Origin of the sequence: Stenotrophomonas maltophilia (assembly GCF_047782825.1) — a bacterium.
Taxonomy (GTDB): domain Bacteria; phylum Pseudomonadota; class Gammaproteobacteria; order Xanthomonadales; family Xanthomonadaceae; genus Stenotrophomonas.
Genome location: NZ_CP180589.1, coordinates 3,570,954 through 3,593,124, shown reverse-complemented (window position 1 = coordinate 3,593,124; position 22,171 = coordinate 3,570,954). Strand labels below are relative to the sequence as shown.

The following is a 22,171-nucleotide window of genomic DNA, read 5'->3' as shown; positions in this document are numbered from 1 at the left end:
AGCGCGCGGCGGTGCCAGAGCGGCTCAGTAGATCCACGCCATGCGTGGATGGGGCGCACTCGCCGGGGTTCATGGCTCGGGCGGATGTGCCAACCAAGGTTGGCACCTACCAGAGTGGGGTCGTTATTCCTTGCCGGAATAAGTGTTTGTGACGTGCTTTGCACATCCGGATATTCGCGCGGAGCACAGGTAGGGGGTTCTTCGTTGTGTCGCGTTTGGCTTGTTGCGATGGGGCAGTTCCGCCCCGCCGTCCTGCCATGCCGATTCACAACAGAAGGATTCGTGTATGAAGCGACACACGCAACGCTCCGCGCCACCGCGTTCTGCGCGGCTGGCCCTGGCCACCGCCCTGGTGCTGGGCAGCCTGGCCGCCACGGCCCAGGCGCAGCAGGCCGATCCGCTGGCCAACCTGCAATGGCATCTGCTCAACACCGGGCAGACCGTACCGGCCGATACCCTGCCGGTGGCCGGCAACGATCTCAACGTGGATGGCCTGTACCGCAACGGCATCCGTGGCCAGGGCGTAGTGATCGGCATCGTCGATGACGGCCTGCAGATCGCCCACCCGGACCTGGCCGCCAACGTGGCGGCGGTGGCCGGCAAGAACTTCGCCAACGGTTCCAACAACCCCTCCCCGTCCAACCCCGATGCCGACAACCACGGCACGATGGTGGGCGGCATTGCCGGCGCGGTGGGCGCCAATGGCGTGGGCGTGCGCGGTGTGGCGTCGGCGGCCACGCTGAAGGGCTTCAACGTGCTGGCGTCCAATGCGCAGGGCAGCCAGCTGGCCAACATCGAATACGCCTGGTGGGACGGTGCCGAATCGGCCGACGTGCAGGTGTTCAACAACAGCTGGGGCGCCGGCCCGGGCAACCCCAACCTGCCCTTGGCCTTCAGCCAGAACGATGTGGCGTCCTACGAGCAGGCGCTGTCGGGCACGCGCGGTGGCCGCGGCGGCATCTACGTGAAATCGGCAGGCAACAACTTCAACAATGCATCGGTCAGCCAGACCCAGGATGTCTGCACCACCGACACCAAGAACCGCAACACCGGCTGCGTGCCGGCCGGGCGTGACCCGCGCAACAACCTGTTCAACGTGATCACCGTGGGTGCAGTGCGCGCCGATGGCGTGCGTTCGTCGTACTCGTCCACCGGCTCGGCACTGTGGGTATCGGCCTTCGGTGGCGAGTACGGGCTGCAGGCGCAGTACGCGCCGGGACTGGTGGCACGCGCCTACGATCCGGCCATCATCACCACCGACGTGACCAGCTGCACCCAGGGCAGCAACAAGAACAGCAACCGGCAGAACACGCTGGACAGCAACCTGTCGGCCATCGACAGCACGTGCAACTACACGGCCAAGATGAACGGCACGTCCGCCTCGGCGCCGATGGTGTCCGGCGTGGCCGCGCTGGTGCTGGAAGCCAACCCGCGCCTGAGCTACCGCGATGTGAAGTACATCCTGGCCACCACCGCCACCCGCACCCATCCCAACCAGCCGGCAGTGACCCTGGCCGATGGGCGCACGCTGGTGCCGGGCTGGACGGTGAACGCCGCTGGCCGCGCCTTCAGCAACTGGTATGGCTTCGGCGTGGTCAATGCCGCTCGCGCGGTGCAGGTGGCCGATACCTTCCAGTCGCTCGGGCCGCTGCTGGACAGCACCTGGCGCAGCACCACCCAGCGCGCGACCATCGGCAACACCTCGGCCACGGCGGCGCGGTTGACCGTGCAGGTGGCCAACGGTGCACGCGCCATCGAAAGCGTGCAGCTGGGCTTCCGGGTCAACCACAGCAATACGCGCCAGCTGCAGTTCGTGCTGGTGTCGCCCAGCGGTACGCGCAGCGTGGTGCAGCCGGCCTTCACCGCCATCGGTTCGGGCACGGGCGGCGTGCAGCGCAATTTCACCAACTGGGACCTGCTGTCCAGTAACGCCTTCCTGGATGAAGGCGGCGCCGGTACGTGGACCCTGGAAGTGACCGACATGGGGCAGGCCGCGAATGCTGCATCGCGTGGCAGCCTCGAATTCTTCAAGATCCGCGTTCTGGGGCACTGATGATGAAGACGACCATTCTGTTGAGCACCCTCGCCCTGGCGGCGATGACCGGCCCGGCCTGGGCGCAGAGCACGGGCGCCACGCCGGCCGCGCGCACGCTGTCCACCGTGGATGTGCAGGCGTTGAAGGCGGAGGCGACCGGCCGCTCGTTCGATGTGGGCGGCAACCGCTTCCAGCTGGCGCCTGCGGCGGCCGTGCAGCAGGCGGCCAGCGGCCAGTTCCAGATCACGCCGTCGGCGGCGGCGGTGACCAGCGGCTCGCGCAGCAAGCGTTCGCTGGGCAGCGGCCGCGTCGATGCGGGCGCCAGCAAGTTCGCGGCGGCGGTATCCAGCGATGGCGCGCCGGTGGTGGCCACGTCGCGGGTCAAGGTGTTCTTCACCGATGCTGCGGCGGCACAGAAGGCGGCGGCCGCCACCGGCGGTACGGTGGTGAAGGTGTCGAAGGCTTCGGGGCGGGCGATTGTGGAATACCCGTCGGTGAACGCGGCGCTGGATGCCACGACCAAGCTGCTGTCGACCGCGGGTATCCGCGCGGCCGAGCCGGATCTGGTGCAGTGGGAAGAGAAGAAGTGATCTAGCGCGTTGTGTGGTGCCCCGGCCGGCATGCCTCTCCCGGCCGGCCAGGGTTTTTGATCTGCGTGCGTGGATGCGCGGTGCCAGGGTTCAGGGCGCGGCCGGGAATGTGCCAACCAAGGTTGGCACCCAGCAAGGCGACGGTCGGGGTCAGAGCCCTTTGCGGCGCAAAGGGATCTGACCCCACATCAGGGCTGCGCCTCAGGCCAGCGCGGCCAGCGCTTCCACCAGCGCATCCATCTGCTGCGGGCGGGTGAACACCGACGGGGTCACGCGCACGCAGGCGCCGGATTCCAGGCCATCACGATGGGTGGTGAATACCCGGTGCTCATCCAGCAGCCGCTTCTGCAGCGCCATGTTGTCGGCCACGCTTGTACGCCCGCGCAGGCGGAAGCTGGCCAGGGCGCTGGCCAGTACCGGGTCCGGCGAGGACAGCACTTCGATATGTGCCATCTGCCGCGCAGGCACCGTCCAGCGCTCGCGCAGATAGCGCAGGCGCGCCTGCTTGTTGGCCGCGCCGATGCGCTGGTGCAGGGCAATCGCATCGGGCAGCGCCAGGTAGGCGGCGAAGTTCACCGTTCCGGTGTGCACGCGGCTGCCCACGCGGCCATCGTCGGCCTCGCCCATGTACGGGTCCAGGTCGGCCACGCGGCCCTGGCGCACGTACATCGCGCCCACGCCCACCGGTGCACCGATCCACTTGTGCAGGTTGATGCCCACGAAATCGGCCTTCAGATCCGGCACCGCATACGCGATCTGGCCGAAGCCATGGGCGGCATCAACGATCACATCAATGCCGCGCGCGCGCGCGCGCTGGGCGATTTCGGCTACCGGCAGCACCAGCCCATGGCGGTGGCTGACCTGGGTCAGCAGCACCAGCTTCAGTCTGGGCAGGCGCGCGAAGGCGGCATCGTAGGCCTGCAGGATCTGCGCGTGGTCCGGCACGGCCGGCAGGGCAATGCGCTCCACCTGCACGCCCCGGCGCTGCTGCAGCCAGCGCATGGCGCCGATCATGCTGTCGTAGTCCACATCGGCGTACAGCACCTGGTTGCCCGGCGACAGGCGGTTGTAGCCGCCGATCAGCGCCAGCATCGCTTCGGTGGCCCCGCGGGTCAGGGCGATCTCATCGGCGCCCACGCCCAGCATTTCGGCCACCTTGCGCAGTGCATCCATGTACTGCGCGGGAAACGCCTGGCGGCCATACCAGGCATTGCCGCGGTTTACTTCCGCCGTGTGGCGCTGGTAGCTGGCCAGGGTCTCGCGGCCCATCGCGCCCCAGTAGCCGTTTTCCAGATGGTTCACTTCCTCGGTGATGTCGAAGTGGCTGGCCACGGCGGCCCAGTAGCCTTCATCGCGGGCCAGCACGTCCGGCGCCACGGTCGTTGCGGGAATCTGCATGGGTGCAGCGTAACGCGCGGCGGCCATGGCGGGCAGTGAAGACAGCGCGGCGGCGGCCGGCAGCAGCGTGCCGGCGCGCAGCAGGTTACGGCGGCGGCTGTCCATCAGAAGGTCAGCCGGTACTGTGCGTACACATTGGAACCATCGGTGTCGTACGGCGCGTTGCGCGAGTAGATCAGGCCGCGGCTGGCCTGGAAGGTCGCCTCGTCCGGGTAGCGGTCGAACACGTTGTCCACGCCCACGCGCAGGCTGTGGTGCTCGTTGATGCGGTAGCCCACGGCCAGGTCGAGGAAGGTCATGCTGCCGAAGCGCTGGTAGATATCGCCAGTGGCATTGCCGGTGGAATCGGTCCAGGCGCCGTAGTAGCGCACGCGCGCCATCAGCGACCACGCGCCCACATCCCAGTTGCCGGTGAAGCTGCCCTTGTGCTCCGGCAGGCGGTCTTCGAACAGCACGCGCTGGGTTTCGTTGGTGGCCACCGACGTGCTGCCGTTGTCCACGCGGGTGCGGTTGTAGTTGTAGGCCAGGGTGAGCGTCATGCGGCCGGTACCAAGATCGCGCAGGTAGTTGCCGACCACGTCCACGCCGCTGGTGGTGGTGTCGAAATCGTTGGTGAAGTAGTTCACCGAGGTGTAGCCCAGCGGATTGGGCGTACCGGCCGGAATGGCGAAGCTGGCCGACTGGCTGAAGCGGTCGCTGAGCTTGATGCGGTACACATCCACCGAGCCGGACAGGCCCACATCAGTGCGCCAGGTCAGGCCCAGCGAGGCGGTACGCGATTCTTCCGGGGTGAGCGGCTTGGCGCCCAGCAGCTGCGCCAGCGGATCGTTCGGCGACAGGCGGCCGCTGGTGAAGATCTGCAGGGTGCGCGTGTCCAGGCCCTGGGTGGTGCTGGTGGTGTTCAACTGCGCCGGCGTGGGCGCGCGGAAGCCGGTGGAGAACGTGCCGCGCAGGGCCAGATCCGGGGTGATGGCAAAACGTGCCGACAGCTTGCCGTCCACCGTGTTGCCGAAGCTGGAGAAGTCTTCATAGCGACCGGCGGCACCGATGCTCCAGCGCTCGCCCAGCGGCACTTCCATATCCACATAGGCGGCGTGGCTGCGCTGGTCCCACTTGCCGGCCTGGCTGGCCGAGAAGCCCGGCGCGCCGTTGGCATTGGCTTCCAGGCCCGCCGCTGCGCCGGGGCCGACCGCGTACGAGGCGGGATCGCCCGCGCGCACTTCGTAGGTTTCCTGGCGGAACTCGGCACCAAAGGCGATGTTGACCGGCTTGGCCAGCGCGGCCACATCCCATTCGTAGTTGAAATCGACGTTGGCGTTCTTCTCGGTCTGGGTCAGGCGGCCGAGGTCGAACGAGGTGGGGCTCTGCGGGCCCAGCGAGGCGTTGATGGAATTGTCCAGGCTGTAATCGATGGCGTTGCGGCCGTACGACGCGCTCAGATCCCAGCGCAGCTTGGGGGTGATCTCACCGCGCACGCCGCCCACCAGCTGCAGGTCGTTCTGCACGTTGCCGTACTGCGGGCTGAAACCCACCGGATAGAGCGAACGCAGGTTCCAGCCGGGGAAGATGCTGGTGGTGCGGTACGCACCGCTGGTGGTATCCGGGTTGCGCCAGTTGAAATCGCTGACGCCATCACTGTGGCTGTACAGGCCGAAGGCATAGACCTCCAGCGTGTCGCTGGCATTGGCCTTCAGGTTGAAGCCCACGCGACGGCTTTCCAGATCCGGTTGGCCCCAGCGCTGCACGGGGTTGGGCACGTCCAGATCCGGGTGCGCGGCCTGGAAGGCGATGGCATCGGGGCGCTGGCGGGTGCGCGAGGTGGCATCGGAATTGGACGATTCGGCGAACAGCGCCAGGCTGCCGTAGTCACCCAGCGCCCAACCGGTGCGGGCGCTGAAATCACGCGAGGCACCATCGCCCTGCGCGTACTGCGAATAGCCCGCGGTGATCTCGGTGCCGGGGCTGTCTTCCAGGATGATGTTGATGACGCCGGCGATGGCGTCCGAACCGTACTGCGCCGAAGCGCCATCGCGCAGCACTTCGATGCGCTTGATGGCGCTGGTGGGAATCTGCGCAAGGTCCGCCGCCTGCGCGCCACGGTTGCCCAGCAGTGCGCTGCGGTGGAAGCGGCGGCCGTTGACCAGCACCAGGGTCTGGTCCGGCGACAGGCCACGCAGGGTGGCCGGGCGCACGAACACCTGGCCATCGGCCATCGGCAGGCGCTGCACCACGAACGACGGCACCAGCTGCGCCAGCACATCCTTCAGATCGGTGGAATCAACGGACGTGATGTCTTCCTTGGTGAACACATCCACCGGCGCCAGCGTTTCGAACTGGGTGCGGTTGGACGCACGGGTGCCGGTGACCAGCATGGCATCCAGCTGGGTGGGCGCGGCATGCGCACCGCCACCGGTGGTGTCTGCCGGACTGGCATCTGCTGCGATCGCGCCTCCTGCGCTGACCATGGAAAGGGCGAGGAGGATGGAACGCGACAGCATGGAACGATGCACGGCAGGACTCCAGGAATACACGACAGGGCCGGGCCGCGCCTGTGAAAGGCCGACCTAGACAAGCCGCGCAGTCTCGGCGCGATGTGTGAAGCAGGCATGACGTGAAGACGACAGTTGTCGCGGCAGTGCCCGCAGCTCAGTCGTTGAAGGCGACCGACTTCGCCGTGGGTACCGGAACGAACAAGGCGATGACGAAGACCACCATGAACGGCGCCGACAGGATGGCGCTGTGGTCGGTACCGAAGCCGATCAGGTTCAGCTTCAGATCGCTTACGCGCTCAAGATCCTTCAGCACCAGCAGGACGCCCCCCAGGGTGGGGCACGGCAGGCCACCGTGGCCGGCCATCAGCAGGGTGGGCGCCAGCAGCGCGGCCATGATCGCGAAGACGAGGCGATACAGGTAGGGATTGCCGTGCCAACGGGGCGCCCTGCGCCACATCAGTACCAGCAGGGCCAGTGGCGCGAGGATCGACAGCAGGCCGATCGCCAGGATCAGGCCCATGCGGCCACTCCCGTTCCAGCCGAAGCTGTTGCTTTGCCTGCCATGGCCGGTGCATCCCTGCGTGTGCGTAGGCCAGCATTGTCGCCTGCGCGGGCGCGCACGGGAATCGGCTGCAGCGCAAGAACTGCTAAACGTGGCGCGCGGTGATCCGCTACGCTGCCAGGCATGCAACCGGGGGGCGCAATGAGCGCGGCAAGCCAGGCACTGTGGTACATCGAAACGCACGCTGCCCTGCCGCTGACGCTGGCTGATATCGCGGCGGCCGCCGGCGTTTCGCCCTTCCATCTGTCCCGCCTGTTCCTGGCGCGCACCGGCACCTCGGTGGTGCGCTACCTGCGCGGGCGGCGCCTGACCGCCGCGGCCCAGCACCTGGCCGCCGGTGCCACGGACATCCTGCCGGTCGCGCTGGACGCGGGCTATACCACCCATGCGGCCTTCACCCGCGCGTTCTGCGAGCAGTTCGGGCAGACCCCCGAGCGGGTTCGTGCCAGCGGTCTGGACGGCCTGCCACTGGTACACGCGCTACGGCTGGACGATGCCCCCTCCCCCTGCAGCCAGGCACCGCGCCTGCTGGACGCGCCGGCCCTGGATCTGGCGGGCATCGGCCAACGCCACGGGCGCGAAGGCAGCGGCGCCATCCCCAGCCAGTGGGCGCGATTGAACCGCGCGTGGCCATCACCGATGCCGGTCAGTTTCGGCGTCTGCTGCAACCACGATGATGACGGCGGCTTCGATTACGTAGCCGCACTTCCGGCCAGCGTGCTGCCTTCGGTGCCCGCGCACTGGCAGCGCGTGTCGGTGCCAGCGCAGCGCTACCTGGTGGCGTGGCACGGCGGCCACATTTCGGCCATCCGCTCGACATGGTTCTGGCTGCTGGATACCTACCTGCCCTCGGCCGGGCTGGATCTGGCCAACGCCCCCGAACTGGAGCGCTACGACGCGCGCTTCGATGAGCACAGCGGCCATGGCGGCATGGAGATCTGGCTGCCGGTAAACGAACGCTCCCACTGAAAGGACACAGGCAATGCAGATGAAGGGAATGCTGTTGGTACTGTTGTGCAGCGTGTTTTCGTCGGCGGCACTGGCGCAGGGCTGGAAGGCCGGCGAACAGCAGGGCCGCACCACGCTGCCCAGTGCGGTGGTGCGTGATGCGCAGCAGCGCGACACGCTGCGCTTCACGGTGTGGTACCCCGCACCTGCAGCCAGCAACGAGACCGCGCTGACCATTGGCCCGCCGGATGCCCCGCTGTTTGACGTTGGCCGATCTGCCGTCGGCGCGCCCATCGCGGGTGACCGGCTGCCTACCCTGCTGCTGTCGCATGGCAACGGTGGCAGCGCGCGCATGATGGGATGGCTGGGTACGGCACTGGCACGCGCGGGCTATCTGGTGATTGCGGTAGACCACCCCGGCAACAACGGCGCCGACGAAATGACCCTGGCCGGCAGCCTGCTGACCTGGTTGCGCGCCGAGGATCTGCAGGCTGCATTGACGGCCGTGCAGGCGGATCCGCGCCTGGGCCCGCATGTGGATGCGCAGCGCCTGGGCGTGGTCGGTTTCTCGGCCGGCGGCTATACGGCCCTGCTTGCCGCCGGTGCACGGCCCGAGCTGCAGCGCCTGCTGGATTTCTGCACGGCCCATCCAGACGATGGCGTGTGCCGGCCGCAGCAGGAAGCCACGGCGCATACGCTGCAGGCACGGCAGCAGGCGGCTGCATCCCCACAGCTGCAGCCGTACATGGCGGCGGCGGGTCAGTCGCGCGCGATCAGCGGCGTGCGTGCCGTGTATCTGCTGGCACCGGCCATCGTGCAGGCCTTCGCGCCCGCGCAGCTGCAGGCGCTGCGGCAACCGGTGTCCGTTGTGCTGGGCGATGGCGATACGGTGGCGCCGCCTGCGACCAATGGCGAGGTGCTGGCGGCGCAGATACCGGGCGCGACGCTGCAGCGGCTGGCGGGCGTGGGTCACTATGATTTCCTGGCCACGTGCACGGCGTTGGGCGAACAACGGGTTGGGCCGTTGTGCAGCAGCCCGGTGCCGCGCGCGCGTACCCATCGCGAGGTTGAAGCGGGGGCCGTCGCGTTCTTCGGCCGAGCGTTGAAGTAGAGTCGAGCTTGCTCGCCTGAGTTGAAGTAGAGTCGAGCTTGCTCGACTGAGTTGAAGTAGAGTCGAGCTTGCTCGACTGCGCGGTAGAATCCATGCATCGCGCACGCCCGGAGACCTCATCATGCGCCTGCTGCATCTCACCCTGCCGGTATCGGATGTGGATACCGTTGCCGCGTGGTTCCACGACGTGCTGCAGCTGCGCGTGGTCGCCGGCCACGTGCATATCGGCTGGAGCACCCTTGCGCTGGTGCCCGCCAACGGACGGCCGCTGGGCGGTGTGCACCTGGCCTTCAACGTGCCCGACAACCGCTTCCCCGAAGCGATGGCGTGGCTGCGCGAGCGCACGCCGCTGCAGCGCAATCCCGAAGGCATCGACTACTTCGCGCTGGAGAGCAACTGGAAGTCGCAGTCGGTGTACTTCACCGGGCCTGATGGCCTGATCCTGGAACTGATCGGCCGCCAGCGCCTGCCGGCCAGTACACACAGCGGCCCGTTCCACGGCAGCGAGCTGGCCTGCCTGAGCGAGGTTGGCCTGCCCAGCGCCGATGTGGATGCGGTGCGTGCCGCCGCCAGCGCGCGCTTCGGCCTGCAGGCACTCAGCCCGCCCTCGCCGCAGTTCGCGCCGATGGGCGATGACGAAGGCCTGCTGATCGTGGTGGCCGCCGACCGCCGCTGGTTCCCCGAACAGAAGGACCTGCCCAACGCGCAGGGCCTGCAGCTGCGCATCAGCGATGTGCAGGGCAGCGGCGAGATTGCCGATGCGCAGCAGGGTTGGCAAGTGATGGCGTAGACCCACCCCTCACCAGCTGCCCGACGCTCCCCCTCCCCCGCTGCGGCCACCGCCCCCCGACCAGCTGGACGAGGAGGAAGACGACGACGAGGAAGAACGGGACGAGGAACGCGAGCCCCCGCCCGAGCCACGATCTTCGTCGTCGCCACCACTGCCGTTGGCCATCAGCAGGATCCAGCCGACGTAGGCGGCAAACCCGCCCAGCGACCACGCCACGATGGCGCCATCACTGCCGCCGGCCTTATCAACAATCCACAGCGCGGCAACGCCTGCGATCACCAGGTACACCAGCAGGCGCACCGCGAAATCAACGCGGCTGCGCTTCCAGCATTCGCGCGCGACCATCCACGGCAATGCGACCAGGAACGCGAGCACGGCCAGCAGGAAGTAGGCGGCCACATGCACGAACAGGCCGGGGAACACGCCACGGGTGAGCTGCAGGGTGAGTGCCAGCACCGTGCTGATGGCCAGCATCACCCACAGGTTGCGACGCATGCCCGGGCTGCGCCGCCAATAGCGCCCGCACGCCCAGGCAATGGGCACTACCAGGCACAGCAGCATGCCCACGCCCAGCACCGTGTGCGGCCGCATGACCAGGGTCAGCGCCAGGCCGGCACTGATCACGCACAGCCACTGCAGCGGCCCGTACCACCAGCGCCGCGGGGCCGGGCCATCGGCTGCCTGCACGGGAGAGGCCGCTGCGGCGGCCGGCTTGCGCTTCCTGCGCGGCCCGCCCGGCCGCCGCAGCGGCGGTGGCGGCCGCATGCGCGGCGACCGCCACAGCCCCACCAGAAACGCGAGCGCGCCGCTGGTGAACAGGATCGTGTCGTAGTCCTGCCAGGCCATATCCAGCAGGTTGTTGCTGGGCGGCGGCGGCAGCGGCTCGCCGTCGATGAGCCTGGCCAGCTGCGCACTGCCGTCGATCACGCCCTGGTCGATATCACCGTGGCGGAACGGCGGCAGGATCGTCTCTTCAATGATGCGCTTGGCGTAGGCATCGGGAATGGCCCCTTCCAGGCCGTAACCCGGCTGGATGCGCACACGCCGGTCCTGCACCGCCACCAGCAGCAGTACGCCATCGTCCACGCCCTTGCGGCCCAGCTTCCATTCGTCGAACACGCGCTGGGCGTAGCTTTCGATGCCTTCATCGCCGGTGCTGCCCACCACCAGCACCTGCAGCTGTGCGCCGCCACTGCGCTCGAACAACGCGCGTGACTGTTGCTGCAGGTGGTCGCGGGTACTGGCCTTCAGTACACCGGTGGGGTCGACCACCGGTCCATCCAGCGGCGGCACCTGCATCTGTGCCACCGCCAGCCACGGCAGTGCGAACAGCAGCATGCACCACAGCCCAGCCAGCAGAGGCCGGTGCAGACGTCGCGGTCGTGCCATCACGCTCTCCATGGTCGTTCCTTCAGCCGCCCTGCGCGGCTTCGATCCGGGCATGCAGCGCCTGCAGACGTGCCACCTGCGCGTCGAATACCTGCAGATCCGCATCGACCAGCGCCGACCAGTCCGGCGCGTGGCCCAGCAGCTGTGCCACCTGTTCCTGCGGCGCGCGGTCGAAGCCTTCGGACAGCACGGTCAGGTAGCGCTGGCGGAAACCTTGCGGATCCTGCTGCGACTGCACGTACAGCTGCACCGCCACCAGGCCGGCGAACAGGTAGTTGGCCAGATAGTACGGGTCTTCGTACATCAGCCGCTTGGTTTCCCAGGTCGCGGCCAGTGCCGGCTGCTGCTCGGCCCACAGTCCGTAACGGGACAGCACATCCAGGGTGAGCGTATCCAGATCGTCGGCGGTGCCCAGCGTGCCGGCAGCCACGCCCTGGTAGACCGACCGTTCAAGCTGCGCTTCTTCGGACGAAACGAACAGCTGCAGCACGATGTCATCCCGCAGTGACTGCAGGTAGTAGGCCTTCGCGCTCGGGTCGCTGGCCTGCCGGTAGAGCTGGTCACGGAACTGGAGTTCGTTGAAGATCGCGAAGGCTTCGGACAGCCACGGCGTGCCGTTGCGATAGAACGCCGACACCTGCCCGCGGTGCATCCATTGGCCATGCACCGCGTGCCCGGCCTCGTGCACGGCCTCCACATCGCTTTCCAGGGTGCCGCTGCGCTGGCCGACGAACAGCAGTGCGGGAACGCCCGGCGCGGTGACCGGGAAGGCATCGGCACTGCGCGGCCCCAGCGTGGCGGCCAGGTCCATGCGCCGCTGCGCGGGGTCGAGCAGCGCGCGCACTTCGCCGGCGTAGTCGGGGCCAAGCCCCTGCATGGCACCGGCGGCCGCATCGCGCACCTGTTCCAGGCTCAGCACCGGCGGGACGAAGCCGGCATCGGGCATGCCCACGTCCCACACCTGCGCCGATGGAATGCCCATGCGCTCGGCGTGCGCCAGCAGCATCTGCTGGTAGGCACGCCGCTGTGGGGCGTGGCGCTGCACTGCGGCCAAGGTGGCGTCCACCGCCGCCGCGTCCAGGCCCATGTGCCGATAGCTGCGCTCGGCCGCCGTACCATCGCCCTGCAGGCCCGAGGCACGTTCGTTCACCTGCACCAGCCCCAGCAGCACCGTGGCCATCGCCTCGCGCTGCGAGGCCACGCCCTGCCAGTAGCCCTTCCAGCCGGCTTCGCGCAGCGCGCGATCGGCGTGGCGGGCCAGCAGGGTGCGGTCACGGCGGCTGTCGAAGCTGTGCCCGTCGTGCGGGATGCGCGGGTAGTCGGCGTGCTGCAGCAGCTGCCGCTGCAGGCGCGCGAAGGCGTCCAGTGATGGGGTTGCGACCTCGTCCACGGCATCATCCAGGCCGGGCGCGCGCGAAGAAGGCGTGGCAGTGGCCAGCCCGCGCAGGCGCAGCCAAGCGTAAGGCGCGACCCAGGGCGTATCGGCCGGTACGCCCGCCAGGGTCTTGCGGGCGATGCTGGCAGTGGTGCCGCACAGGCCCTCGACAGCATCCTGGGCCTGCGCAGGCCGCGGGTCACGCGCGTTGCGCGCGGCCTGCAGGTGCAGATAGGCGTGGTGGCGCAGGCAGTCACCCAGCAGTTGCTCGGCCTGGTGCACGCGGGCGGCAGGGTCGGTTGGGCCGCCATCGGCAAGCGCGCGCACCTGGGCCTGCAGCCGTGCGCGCGCGGCCTGTTCGGCAGCGGCGTTGGCGAAGTAGCCGGAATCATCGGCCTGCAGCGACTGTGCATGGGCGGTGTCGGCCTGACCGGCAGCCAGCAGCACCAGCGCTGCGCAAGTGAGCCATCGCATCCTGCGGGTATTCATGGTGACGTCCCTTTCAGCAACATGGGTGGAGTCGGGCAGGTTCGACTCTACGACAGAAGAAAGGCCAACCGGGTTGCCCCGGCTGGCCTTTCAGTACCACACACGCGTTGTCAGCGATCAGCGGCCCAGGGCCACGCGCTGCTGTTCTTCCTGCACGTGCTGCTGGGACGGGTCGTGCTTGGCCAGCAGGGCCGCGCTGGTTTCCTGCACGCTGGGCGCCGGCTGGCTCAGGTCCACCGCGGCACGGAAGCCGGGGGTGTTGCCCATCACGAAGACCTTGTCAGCCTGCACGTTCACGCCCTGCAGCTTTTCCGGTGCATCGATGCCGGCAGCCTTGGCCTGGGCGGTGATGTTGGCCGCCATCTCGTTGGAGAACGGGGTGGGCAGGTGGCCACGGATGGCATCGTGCAGCGGCGTATCCGGGTGGCCCTTCTCGCCCAGCAGCGGGCCCTTCGGTGCGGCCTCGGCGTGGCTGCGGCCTTCGCCCAGCTTGCCCAGCGTGGCCGGGCCGGCAACGCCGTCGGCCTTCAGGCCGTTCTGCTTCTGGTAGGCCGACAGCGCATCGTGGGTGTTGGCACCGAAGTTGCCATCCTCGCTCAGGCGGTTGCCATGGCTGTCACGCACGCCCAGGCGGTTGAGCTCCTTCTGCAGGGCGGTGACCTCTTCACCCTTGCTGCCCTTGCGCAGCACGCCGCCATGATCATGGTCGTGATCGTGGCCCGGCTGGCCGGTTTCCTTCAGCTTGCCGTGGTCCCAGTACTCCTGCGGGCTGACCAGCTTTCCGGCCGGGTCCTTCAACTGGTAGTGCACGTGCTGTGCGTACTGGTTGGCGCCCTTCGGGCCGCGGCCCCCCATGGTGCCGATCGGCTCGCCGGCGGTGATCGGGTCGCCCTGCTTCACCTTGGTCGACTGCAGGTGCAGGATCTCGTGCGAATTGCCCTGGGCATCGCGGATCTTCACCGTGCCGTAGTCGCCACCGACGAAGGTGACGGTGCCGGAAATCGGCGCGTTCACGGTCGGGTGCTGCAGGTTCCGGCCGGTCTGGCCACCGACATAGTTGAAGTCGGTGCCGCCGTGCGGCTTGTGCGCGCGGTGTTCGCCGAATTCACCGGTGACATGCGGCTTGACGCCGTTCTGCTGCGGCAGCATCACCTGCATGGTCTGGTCGAAGCTGCGGGTCTGCCCTTCGGCGTGCGGCTTGGCGGCGGCCGCAGCGGCCGGGGCCGCGGGTGCTGCCGCGTGGCCGCCCTGGGTGTGGCCCTGGGTGTGCGACAGGCGCTGTTCCACGAACTGCTCGTACTTGTCCACGTACGGCATGACCTTCTTTTCAGACAGGCCCAGGCCACCGTAGTCACGGCTCGGGCCGTCGTGGTGGTACTTGTAGATGTATTCCTCACCCTGCCCACGCTTGTGCGCCAGGGTGCGGTTGTCGATGTAGTGGTCAACCAGTGCATCGGCCTGCGCGCCCACGTCGAAACGGTTGCGGCCGTTCAGATCGTAATGGGCACCGGTCTTGTCGATGAACTGGCCCAGGCCGGAGGCCGAGGTGGTGCCGGCGGCGGCATCGGGGTTGAAGCCCGATTCAACGCGGGCGATGGCCAGCACGTGTGCGGTTTCGCGCGGGCTCAGACCCTTGTCGCGGGCCGATTCGATGATCGTGTCGATCACCCGGGACTGGACTTCGTCGGACGCATCGCCCCAACGGCGCGAGTCGCCATGCAGGCGGCCATCGCTGTGGTCGATCGGCTCGCGGTAGTGGCTCCACGATTTGATCTGGGAACTCTTGTAGGCCGCGCCGGTCGGCTGGACCATGTCGGTGTAGATATCTGCCATGTCTGTGCTATCCATTCTATGAAAAAGGGGATTTCCTTAAGGGGTACTGCTCCTGGTACTGCAGGTACTGCGTGCTGCGGGTACTGCAACGACAGCGCGTGTGCGACATCCTGCCGCTGCGCTCAGGCTTCGATGTAGTTCACCTCCGGGTGCTTGATGCCGTGCTTTTCCAGCATCTGTTCGTATTCGTCGTTGTTCGGTTCCTGCTCTTCGCCTTCACCACGCAGCGGCGGGGTGCTGTGGGTCAGCTGGCGGCCGCTGGCGTCGTACAGGTAGTACCACTCGCAGAAGCTGCAGCCGAAGGGAAGTTCACCGTACTGGACCACGAAGTACGGGGTGCCGCTGCTGTCCTGCACGCAGGCCATGCCCACGGCGGTGTAGCCGTCCATTTCCGTGGGTGCAGCAATGGCTTGGCGTGCGCCATCCTTTTCGATTTCCAGCGTGGTGCGCTGGGAAGCGTCCGTGTCCTGTGCAGGCAAGGCCGCCAGGTGCAGGCGGGTACCTTTGCAATCGATATGCATGCCGTTCTCGTCGCGCGTGAGGTGTGTGGAAGCTGCCGCAGCCGTGGCGGCGGGTACGGCAGCAGGGGTTGCCGGCGTCGCCGCCGGATCCGGGGACGTGCCCGCTGCGGGTGCAGCCGTCTCCTGCCCGCCACACGCAGCGAGCAGCAGGGCCAGCACAGGGGCAAGGGGAGACAGACGCATGCAGGGCTCCTTCAGTGGAGCGCGCGGCGGCCGTGCAGGCCGCCGCACGGGCGGTTCAGATCGATTCGTCCTCACGCTTGACCAGCTGCCAGCACGGCTTCTGGGCAAAGGTGTAGGTCTGCTGGTCACTGCTGTCGGGCGTGCGCATCTGCACCTGCATCTGGCCATCGGCCAGCGCGGTGACCTGCATTTCGCGGCCGCGTCCCTTCAGCGTTGCGGGGTCGGGCATCACCGGCCATTCGACATCGGCCAGGGCCACGGATTTTTCAACCTTGGCCGGTTCCGGCTGCGCTTCGGGATCGATGAAGCTGTCCAGCAGCGGGTCGGCCGTGGCCTTTTCCTGCAGGGTGATCTCGTTGCCGAAATGCGCGAGGAAATCATCGAACACCGGGTGCGGGCACTGGGTGCCGGCCGCGGCGACGTCTACATTGGGGGCGGCAGGTGCGGTGGGTGCACTGGCCGTGGCCGCCGTGCTGGCGGGTGCCGGCGCTGCAGCCTCGGCAGGGGCCGCCTGCGGGGCGGGCTTGCAGCCCGACAGCGCAAGCCCCAGGGCAAGGGCAAGCAGGGCAACGGGGCGAAGCTGGATCACGGGATCCTCCTGATTCCGGGTCGGTCGCGCACGGTGCCGGCGCGAGGGGCAGGCAAGGATAGCCATCCCCTGGTTAATTCAGTTTCGACATCCGCTGTCAGGAATATCCTGACATGCAGATATGAGAGGCCCGTCACACTTCAAGGCCGCTTGGCACCACTTCCGGCAGGGTTAGACTAGCCCGCCTCTTGCCCCCATTGGCCCCTCATGCGCACTTTCCTGCTGGTCCTCGGCCTGCTGTTCGCCCCGTTCGGGTCCGCCCTGGCGGCCGGGGTGGAGGTGCGCGAAGGCGATCTGCTGTTCGTCACCGCCGGCCACAGTGGCCTGAGCGCCGCCATCGACGATGCCACCGCCACCCAGGGCACCACCAGCTACGACCATGTAGCTCTGGTCGCCCATGGCAGCGAGGGCTGGCAGGTGCTGCATGCCGATGAAAAGGGGTCGCGCCAGCAGACCCTGGCGGCGTTCCGCCACGATGCCAAGGCCAAGCAGCGGCAGATCGTGGTCTACCGGCTGCGCGCGCCGCCGCAGGGCGCCATTGCCGATGCCGTGGCCACCGCGCGCACCCTGCTCGGCAAGCCGTACAACACCCGTTACGTGTTGAACGAAGACAGCTACTACTGTTCGGACTTCATCGAACGCGCGTTCCGCGCACACCACGTGTTCGCGCTGCAGCCGATGAACTTCCGCAACCCGCAGACCGGACAGATCGCCCAGCACTGGATCGACCTGTACCGCGGCATGGGCATGGACGTGCCGCAGGACCAGCCGGGCACCAACCCCAACGACATGTCGGCCGCGCCGGTACTGCAGCGCATCGGCGTGCTGGAATAAGCGAAGCCCCGCACGGGGCGGGGCTTCAGTGTTCATGCCTGGCGGGGGCCAGGGTCACTCTTCTTCGTCCTGCCCGCCCTGCTGCTGGTTCTTGCGCTGCTGCTGGTCCTGCTGCTGTTGCTGCTGCTGGTCACGACCGCGACCCTGCTGCTGATCCTGCTGGTTCTGCTGACCTTGCTGGTTCTGCTGACCCTTCTGGTTCTGCTGGTTCTGCTGTGCCATGTCCGTTCTCCGAAGCCACTCGCGGAATGCGGTGGACGGGGCCATCGTCTGCAGCCGAAGGTTAACCATGCGTTGCAACCCAGCTAGGCTGGCGTGCACGGCAGGCCGAAAGTGCCCCGAGCCCGTTGCAGCGCAAGCCCCTGAAGGATTCATGCGGCTTTTGTATGTGCTCATGCCGTGCTGGCAACAGCCGCATTCAGCAGGCCGCCGGGCCCCGTCACGCGCATGCAACCTACGCCGATGGTCCCATTTGCAGCCACCGGCGCCGCCGTTATGGTCAGGCGGACACCCGCCGGAGACGCGCATGGCCCCGCACACCGCAGCACGCCCTTCCTACGACAACGCCCATGCGCGTTTCGACATCGCGCAGGAGCAGGCGCGCTTCCACGGTGACCTGGACAGCGGCATCAACGCCTGCGTGGAGTGCTGCGACCGCCACTGCGGGCAGGGGCGGCTGGCGCTGCGCTGGGTGGATGCGCACGGTGCGCTGCACCGCTACACCTTCGAGGATCTGCGCGATGCCGCGGCCCGTGCGGCGCAGGTCCTGCGCGCGGCCGGCGTCGGTCCCGGCGATGTGGTGGCCAGCCTGCTGCCGCGCACACCGGATCTGCTGGCCACCATTCTCGGCACCTGGCGCATCGGTGCGGTCTACCAGCCGCTGTTCACCGCCTTCGGCCCGAAGGCCATCGAAAGCCGCCTGAAGACTGGCCGTACCCGCCTGGTAGTGACCGACGGCGCCCACCGCAGCAAGCTGGACGAGGTGGATGCCTGCCCGCAGGTGGCCACGCTGGCGGCGCCCGGCCATGCACTGCGCAGCGGGGACATCGACTGGCATGCCGGCATTGCCGCGGCAGCAGCGGACCTGCAGCCGGTGCTGCTGCCCGGCGATGCGCTGATGGCCCTGCTGTCCACCTCCGGCACCACCGGCAGCCCCAAGGGCGTGCCGGTGCCGCTGCGCGCGATGATGGCCTTCGCCAGCTACATGGACCTGGCCGTGGACCTGCGCGCGGACGACGTGTTCTGGAACATCGCCGATCCCGGCTGGGCCTACGGCCTGTACTACGCTGTCATCGGCCCGTTGCTGCTGGGCCACGCCACCACCTTCAGCGAAGCCGGCTTCAGCGTGCAGGGCCTGAACACGATCATCGGCCAGCTGGGGGTGACCAACCTGGCCGGTTCGCCCACCGCCTACCGGCAGATCATCGCGGCCGGCCCCGCCGCCAGTGCCGCCATCAAGGGCCAGCTGCGCGCGGTCAGCAGTGCCGGCGAACCGCTGAACCCGGAAATTGCACGGTGGTTTACCGAACACCTGCAGACCACCGTGCTGGATCACTACGGCCAGACCGAAACCGGCATGGTGGTGAACAACCACCACGCGCTGGCGCACGCCGTGCGCCCCGGGTCATCGGGCTTTGCGATGCCGGGCTACCGGGTGGCGGTACTGGATGAGCAGGGCCGTGAGCTGCCGCCGCGCACGCCGGGCATCCTGGCCGTGGACCTGCAGCAGTCCCCCATCATGTGGTTCGCCGGCTACTACCAGGCCGATACCCCGGCCATCGCCGGGGGCTACTACCGCACCGGCGATTCGGTGGAGTGCGAAGAAGATGGCTCGATCAGCTTCATCGGCCGCTCGGATGACCTGATCACTTCGTCCGGTTACCGCATCGGTCCCTTCGATGTGGAAAGTGCGCTGATGGAACACCCGGCCGTGGCGGAAACGGCGGTGATCGGTGTTCCCGATCCGGAGCGGACCGAGATCGTCAAAGCCTTCGTCATCCTGCGCGATGGTTTCACAGGCAGCGATGCGCTGGCGCACGAACTGCAGCAGCACGTGCGCCGGCGCCTGTCCGCACATGCCTACCCGCGCCAAGTGGAGTTCGTGGTGCAGGTGCCGAAAACGCCCAGCGGCAAGGTGCAGCGCTTCCTGCTGCGCAAGGCGGAGATCGAGAAGCAGGCGGCGGGCGGCTGAAGTAGAGCCGAGCCCATGCTCGGCTGGCTTCTGTAGAGCCGAGCCCATGCTCGGCTGCCGTTGCAAGCAGCCGAGCATGGGCTCGGCTCTACAACCGCGCAGGCGTTACGGCATCACCGGCGGCACGTAGGCCAGGGTCATGCCCAGCAGCCACAGCAGGCCCAGCACCAGCGGGATGTGCACCAGCAGCTGGATGAAAGTGAAGCCCACGATGTCGCGCGCCTTCAGGCCCAACACGCCCAGCAACGGCAGCATCCAGAACGGATTGATCAGGTTCGGCAGCGCTTCTGCCGCGTTGTAGACCTGCACGGCCCAGCCCAGGTGGGCCTTCAGCTCGTTGGCGGCCTGCATCACGTACGGCGCTTCGATGATCCACTTGCCGCCACCGGAGGGCACGAAGAAGCCCAGCACCGCCGAATAGACGCCCATCACCAGGGCGAAGGTATCGGTGCTGGCCACGTGCACGAACAGGCTGGACAACCGGTGCGCCAGGGTCTGTCCATCACCGCCAGCGGCATGGGTGAGGATCATCGCGATGCCGCCGTACAGCGGGAACTGGATCAACACGCCGGTGGTGCTGGGCACGGCCTTGGCCACCGCATTGAGGAAGCTGCGCGGGCGCCAGTGCAGCAGCAGGCCCAGCGAAATGAACAGGAAATTGTAGGTATTGAGGTTGGCGATGGCGGTGACCACCGGCTTGTTGGCGAACTCGTTGAACAGCCAGCCGAAGGCCAGCAGCGAGAGCAGCACGGTCAGCAGCGGGCTGTATTCCAGCCATTCGCCCGGGCGCGTGCGCCGCTGCAGCGGTTCCGGTTCGGCCTGCGCGGCGCCCGGAAAGTCCTCGGCGGTGCGCGCGCTGCCGGCGGCCGGTGCGGTCAGCCAGGCGATCAGCAGCGACACCAGGATCAGCACGGCGGTGAGCGCGATCGACTGCCATAGGAAGATGGTTTCAGTGAACGGCAGCACGCCGGTGATTTCCACCAGGCCGGGCGGCATGCTGGCCGGGTTGGCCTGCAGCTGTGCGGCCGACGAGCTCAGCCCCATGGCCCACACCGCACCCAGGCCGAGATACGCCGAGGCACCGGCAGCACGGTAGTCCATGCGCAGTTCGGTGCGGCGCGCCAACGCGCGTACCAGCAGGCCGCCGAACACCAGCGAGAAGCCCCAACTGAGCAGCGAGGCCAGCATGCTGACCAGGCCCACGTAGACCACGGCGCCCCGGCCGGTGCGCGGCATGCGTGCCAGGAAGTCGATGAAGCGCGCGACGATGGGCGCGGTGGCCAGCGCATAGCCGCCGATGACCACGAAGGCCATCTGCATGGTGAAAGGAATCAGACTCCAGAAGCCATCGCCGAAAGCGCTGGCGGTGGCCTGCGGGGTGGAACCGAAGCCCATCGCCGCCAGCGCGACGATGACCACGCCCAGCACCGCGAACACGTACGCGTCGGGGAACCACTTTTCCGCCCAGGCGGCCGAGCGCAGCGCTGCGCGCGCCATCCAGCCGTCCTGTACTGCTGCCGTCGAGGCCATCGCCTACCCTCCCAGGTTCGATGGACCGATTCTGGGCGGTGGGCTGCGGGCTGTCAGCCACCTATTGGTCGTAGGTGGCGGGATGCCCGGCGCTATGCGCCGCCGCCCGAGCATGGGCTCGGGCGCTACGGATAATCCGTGTAGAGCCGAGCCCACGCTCGGCTGCGCTTCTCAGCGCAGCGCCAGGTCCACGGCGATGCCGGCAAACAGCGCCGCGCCCACCCAGTTGTTGTGCAGGAAGGCCTTGAAGCACGGGCCGCGCTCGCGGTTGCGGCAGATCCAGAATTCGTAGACCACCAGCACCGTGGCCACCGCCACGCCAGCCAGGTAGTACCCGCCCAGGCCACCGCGCACGCCCACCAGGGCCATGGTGGCCAGGAACAGCGCGTACAGCACGCCCTGGATCACCAGATCGAGGTCGCCGAACAGGATCGCGGTGGAGTGCGAGCCCATCTTCAGGTCGTCCTCGCGGTCGACCATGGCATACCAGGTGTCGTAGGCGGTGGACCACAGGATGTTGCCGGCATACAGCAGCCAACCCAGCATCGGCACCTCGCCCTGCACAGCGGCGAACGCCATCGGGATGCCCCAGCCGAACGACATGCCCAGGTAGACCTGCGGCAGGTGGGTGTAGCGCTTCAGGTACGGGTAGCTGGCGGCCAGGAACACGCCGATGAAGCTCAGGCCGATGGTCAGGCCGTTCAGGGTCAGCACGAGGCCGAACGCCACCAGCATCAGCACGGCGAACAGCGCGAGCGCGGCGCGGCCGCTGATCGCACCGGTGGCCAGCGGGCGCGCCTTGGTCCGCTCCACATGCGGGTCGAGCCAGCGGTCGGCGTAGTCGTTGATGACGCATCCGGCCGAGCGGGTCAGCCACACGCCGGCGGTGAATACGAACAGGGTCCACAGCGGCGGCAGGCCACCTGCGGCCAGCCACAACGCCCACCACGTGGGCCACAGCAGCAGCAGCGTGCCGATCGGGCGATCAGCGCGCATCAGACTCCAGTAATGCCGCCAACGCGGCGTCGCCGGCGACTGCGGCGAAGTGAGGGGGGTATCAGCCATGGCGATAGGATACTCCTGCCCCTCCGGCAGGGCTTTGCCCGTGGGGGGAGATTTGTTCGGCGAAACTGGATAGAATGCCGGTCCCGCACCGCTTCATGGCGCTGCGATGCCCGCCCCGGCACTGGCCGACGGCGCGGCGGTTCTACAACGCGCCCGTAGCTCAGCCGGATAGAGTAGTGGCTTCCGAAGCCATTGGTCGGGGGTTCGAATCCCTCCGGGCGCGCCATTTCCTTGTCGGCATCGGCC

18 protein-coding genes and 1 tRNA gene are annotated in these 22,171 nt (G+C 67.9%); 8 read left to right on the top strand and 11 right to left on the bottom strand.

The window, feature by feature from the left end; translation table 11 throughout:
• Positions 1-286: 286 nt before the first annotated feature.
• Both ACM2ZB_RS16580 and ACM2ZB_RS16575 read left to right on the top strand, forming a co-directional pair.
• On the top strand, positions 287-2,053 hold the full coding sequence (locus tag ACM2ZB_RS16580; protein WP_313436977.1) for a S8 family serine peptidase: 1,767 nt from the start codon (positions 287-289) through the stop codon (positions 2,051-2,053).
• Positions 2,053-2,625, top strand: a complete 573-nt coding sequence (locus ACM2ZB_RS16575; RefSeq protein ID WP_416056262.1) for a S8 family serine peptidase — start codon at positions 2,053-2,055, stop codon at positions 2,623-2,625. The genes ACM2ZB_RS16580 and ACM2ZB_RS16575 overlap by 1 nt, the downstream gene beginning before the upstream one ends.
• A gap of 201 nt (positions 2,626-2,826) precedes the next feature.
• On the opposite strand, the gene ACM2ZB_RS16570 is transcribed toward ACM2ZB_RS16575, so the two are convergent.
• The 3 genes from ACM2ZB_RS16570 to ACM2ZB_RS16560 form a co-directional block, all read right to left on the bottom strand.
• Complete coding sequence (locus tag ACM2ZB_RS16570; RefSeq protein WP_416056261.1) at positions 2,827-4,128, bottom strand: aminotransferase class V-fold PLP-dependent enzyme; 1,302 nt, start codon at positions 4,126-4,128, stop codon at positions 2,827-2,829.
• Positions 4,128-6,533 carry a TonB-dependent receptor plug domain-containing protein gene (locus ACM2ZB_RS16565; protein ID WP_416056260.1) on the bottom strand — a complete coding sequence of 802 codons (2,406 nt, stop codon included), beginning with the start codon at positions 6,531-6,533 and terminating at the stop codon, positions 4,128-4,130. The genes ACM2ZB_RS16570 and ACM2ZB_RS16565 overlap by 1 nt, the downstream gene beginning before the upstream one ends.
• Before the next feature lie 136 nt (positions 6,534-6,669).
• The gene (locus tag ACM2ZB_RS16560) at positions 6,670-7,035 is read right to left on the bottom strand and encodes a hypothetical protein (protein ID WP_416056259.1); all 366 of its coding nucleotides are present in this window, start codon (positions 7,033-7,035) and stop codon (positions 6,670-6,672) included.
• Between the two features lie 183 nt (positions 7,036-7,218).
• Between ACM2ZB_RS16560 and ACM2ZB_RS16555 the strand changes: the two genes are divergently transcribed.
• The 3 genes from ACM2ZB_RS16555 to ACM2ZB_RS16545 all read left to right on the top strand — a co-directional run bounded on the left by ACM2ZB_RS16555 (position 7,219) and on the right by ACM2ZB_RS16545 (position 9,926).
• The gene (locus tag ACM2ZB_RS16555) at positions 7,219-8,046 is read left to right on the top strand and encodes an AraC family transcriptional regulator (RefSeq protein ID WP_416056258.1); all 828 of its coding nucleotides are present in this window, start codon (positions 7,219-7,221) and stop codon (positions 8,044-8,046) included.
• Between the two features lie 19 nt (positions 8,047-8,065).
• Positions 8,066-9,136, top strand: a complete 1,071-nt coding sequence (locus tag ACM2ZB_RS16550) for an alpha/beta hydrolase family protein (protein WP_416058567.1) — start codon at positions 8,066-8,068, stop codon at positions 9,134-9,136.
• Between the two features lie 121 nt (positions 9,137-9,257).
• Positions 9,258-9,926, top strand: coding sequence for a VOC family protein (locus ACM2ZB_RS16545; RefSeq protein WP_416056257.1), 669 nt, complete (start codon positions 9,258-9,260; stop codon positions 9,924-9,926).
• 9 nt (positions 9,927-9,935) lie between these two features.
• Here ACM2ZB_RS16545 and ACM2ZB_RS16540 read toward each other — a convergent pair whose 3' ends face one another.
• The 5 genes from ACM2ZB_RS16540 to ACM2ZB_RS16520 all read right to left on the bottom strand — a co-directional run bounded on the left by ACM2ZB_RS16540 (position 9,936) and on the right by ACM2ZB_RS16520 (position 16,305).
• Positions 9,936-11,315 (bottom strand): TPM domain-containing protein, encoded by a 1,380-nt coding sequence (locus ACM2ZB_RS16540; protein ID WP_416056256.1) that lies wholly within the window; start codon positions 11,313-11,315, stop codon positions 9,936-9,938.
• A 22-nt stretch (positions 11,316-11,337) separates the two neighbouring features.
• Positions 11,338-13,179 carry a M3 family metallopeptidase gene (locus ACM2ZB_RS16535; protein WP_416056255.1) on the bottom strand — a complete coding sequence of 614 codons (1,842 nt, stop codon included), beginning with the start codon at positions 13,177-13,179 and terminating at the stop codon, positions 11,338-11,340.
• A 117-nt stretch (positions 13,180-13,296) separates the two neighbouring features.
• Complete coding sequence (locus ACM2ZB_RS16530; RefSeq protein WP_416056254.1) at positions 13,297-15,012, bottom strand: peptidoglycan-binding protein; 1,716 nt, start codon at positions 15,010-15,012, stop codon at positions 13,297-13,299.
• 122 nt (positions 15,013-15,134) lie between these two features.
• Entirely contained in the window at positions 15,135-15,533 is a 399-nt protein-coding gene (locus ACM2ZB_RS16525; RefSeq protein WP_313436927.1) for a hypothetical protein, read from the bottom strand.
• Positions 15,534-15,771: 238 nt separating this feature from the next.
• Entirely contained in the window at positions 15,772-16,305 is a 534-nt protein-coding gene (locus ACM2ZB_RS16520) for a hypothetical protein (RefSeq protein ID WP_416056253.1), read from the bottom strand.
• A 207-nt stretch (positions 16,306-16,512) separates the two neighbouring features.
• Between ACM2ZB_RS16520 and ACM2ZB_RS16515 the strand changes: the two genes are divergently transcribed.
• On the top strand, positions 16,513-17,139 hold the full coding sequence (locus ACM2ZB_RS16515) for a YiiX/YebB-like N1pC/P60 family cysteine hydrolase (RefSeq protein WP_313436921.1): 627 nt from the start codon (positions 16,513-16,515) through the stop codon (positions 17,137-17,139).
• A 54-nt stretch (positions 17,140-17,193) separates the two neighbouring features.
• Here ACM2ZB_RS16515 and ACM2ZB_RS16510 read toward each other — a convergent pair whose 3' ends face one another.
• Positions 17,194-17,361 (bottom strand): hypothetical protein, encoded by a 168-nt coding sequence (locus ACM2ZB_RS16510; protein ID WP_416056252.1) that lies wholly within the window; start codon positions 17,359-17,361, stop codon positions 17,194-17,196.
• 304 nt (positions 17,362-17,665) lie between these two features.
• Between ACM2ZB_RS16510 and ACM2ZB_RS16505 the strand changes: the two genes are divergently transcribed.
• A complete protein-coding gene (locus ACM2ZB_RS16505) occupies positions 17,666-19,330 on the top strand; it encodes an AMP-binding protein (RefSeq protein WP_416056251.1) in 1,665 nt (554 codons plus the stop codon).
• 105 nt (positions 19,331-19,435) lie between these two features.
• Here ACM2ZB_RS16505 and ACM2ZB_RS16500 read toward each other — a convergent pair whose 3' ends face one another.
• A complete protein-coding gene (locus ACM2ZB_RS16500) occupies positions 19,436-20,860 on the bottom strand; it encodes a short-chain fatty acid transporter (protein WP_416056250.1) in 1,425 nt (474 codons plus the stop codon).
• Positions 20,861-21,031: 171 nt separating this feature from the next.
• Positions 21,032-21,925: a 4-hydroxybenzoate octaprenyltransferase gene (gene ubiA, locus ACM2ZB_RS16495; RefSeq protein WP_049461703.1), complete on the bottom strand. Its 894-nt coding sequence runs from the start codon at positions 21,923-21,925 to the stop codon at positions 21,032-21,034.
• Between the two features lie 149 nt (positions 21,926-22,074).
• Here ubiA and ACM2ZB_RS16490 point away from each other — a divergent pair.
• Positions 22,075-22,151, top strand: a tRNA-Arg gene (locus ACM2ZB_RS16490).
• Positions 22,152-22,171 lie beyond the last annotated feature (20 nt).

Bases quoted from the DNA above. Each gene is read 5' to 3' on its own strand.
- ACM2ZB_RS16580 (WP_313436977.1), top strand. From the start codon at position 287: ATGAAGCGACACACGCAACGCTCCGCGCCACCGCGTTCTGCGCGGCTG.
- ACM2ZB_RS16575 (WP_416056262.1), top strand. From the start codon at position 2,053: ATGATGAAGACGACCATTCTGTTGAGCACCCTCGCCCTGGCGGCGATG.
- ACM2ZB_RS16570 (WP_416056261.1), bottom strand. From the start codon at position 4,128: ATGGACAGCCGCCGCCGTAACCTGCTGCGCGCCGGCACGCTGCTGCCG.
- ACM2ZB_RS16560 (WP_416056259.1), bottom strand. From the start codon at position 7,035: ATGGGCCTGATCCTGGCGATCGGCCTGCTGTCGATCCTCGCGCCACTG.
- ACM2ZB_RS16555 (WP_416056258.1), top strand. From the start codon at position 7,219: ATGAGCGCGGCAAGCCAGGCACTGTGGTACATCGAAACGCACGCTGCC.
- ACM2ZB_RS16550 (WP_416058567.1), top strand. From the start codon at position 8,066: ATGAAGGGAATGCTGTTGGTACTGTTGTGCAGCGTGTTTTCGTCGGCG.
- ACM2ZB_RS16545 (WP_416056257.1), top strand. From the start codon at position 9,258: ATGCGCCTGCTGCATCTCACCCTGCCGGTATCGGATGTGGATACCGTT.
- ACM2ZB_RS16540 (WP_416056256.1), bottom strand. From the start codon at position 11,315: ATGGCACGACCGCGACGTCTGCACCGGCCTCTGCTGGCTGGGCTGTGG.
- ACM2ZB_RS16535 (WP_416056255.1), bottom strand. From the start codon at position 13,179: ATGAATACCCGCAGGATGCGATGGCTCACTTGCGCAGCGCTGGTGCTG.
- ACM2ZB_RS16530 (WP_416056254.1), bottom strand. From the start codon at position 15,012: ATGGCAGATATCTACACCGACATGGTCCAGCCGACCGGCGCGGCCTAC.
- ACM2ZB_RS16525 (WP_313436927.1), bottom strand. From the start codon at position 15,533: ATGCATATCGATTGCAAAGGTACCCGCCTGCACCTGGCGGCCTTGCCT.
- ACM2ZB_RS16515 (WP_313436921.1), top strand. From the start codon at position 16,513: ATGCGCACTTTCCTGCTGGTCCTCGGCCTGCTGTTCGCCCCGTTCGGG.
- ACM2ZB_RS16510 (WP_416056252.1), bottom strand. From the start codon at position 17,361: ATGGCACAGCAGAACCAGCAGAACCAGAAGGGTCAGCAGAACCAGCAA.
- ACM2ZB_RS16505 (WP_416056251.1), top strand. From the start codon at position 17,666: ATGGCCCCGCACACCGCAGCACGCCCTTCCTACGACAACGCCCATGCG.
- ACM2ZB_RS16500 (WP_416056250.1), bottom strand. From the start codon at position 20,860: ATGGCCTCGACGGCAGCAGTACAGGACGGCTGGATGGCGCGCGCAGCG.
- ubiA (WP_049461703.1), bottom strand. From the start codon at position 21,925: ATGGCTGATACCCCCCTCACTTCGCCGCAGTCGCCGGCGACGCCGCGT.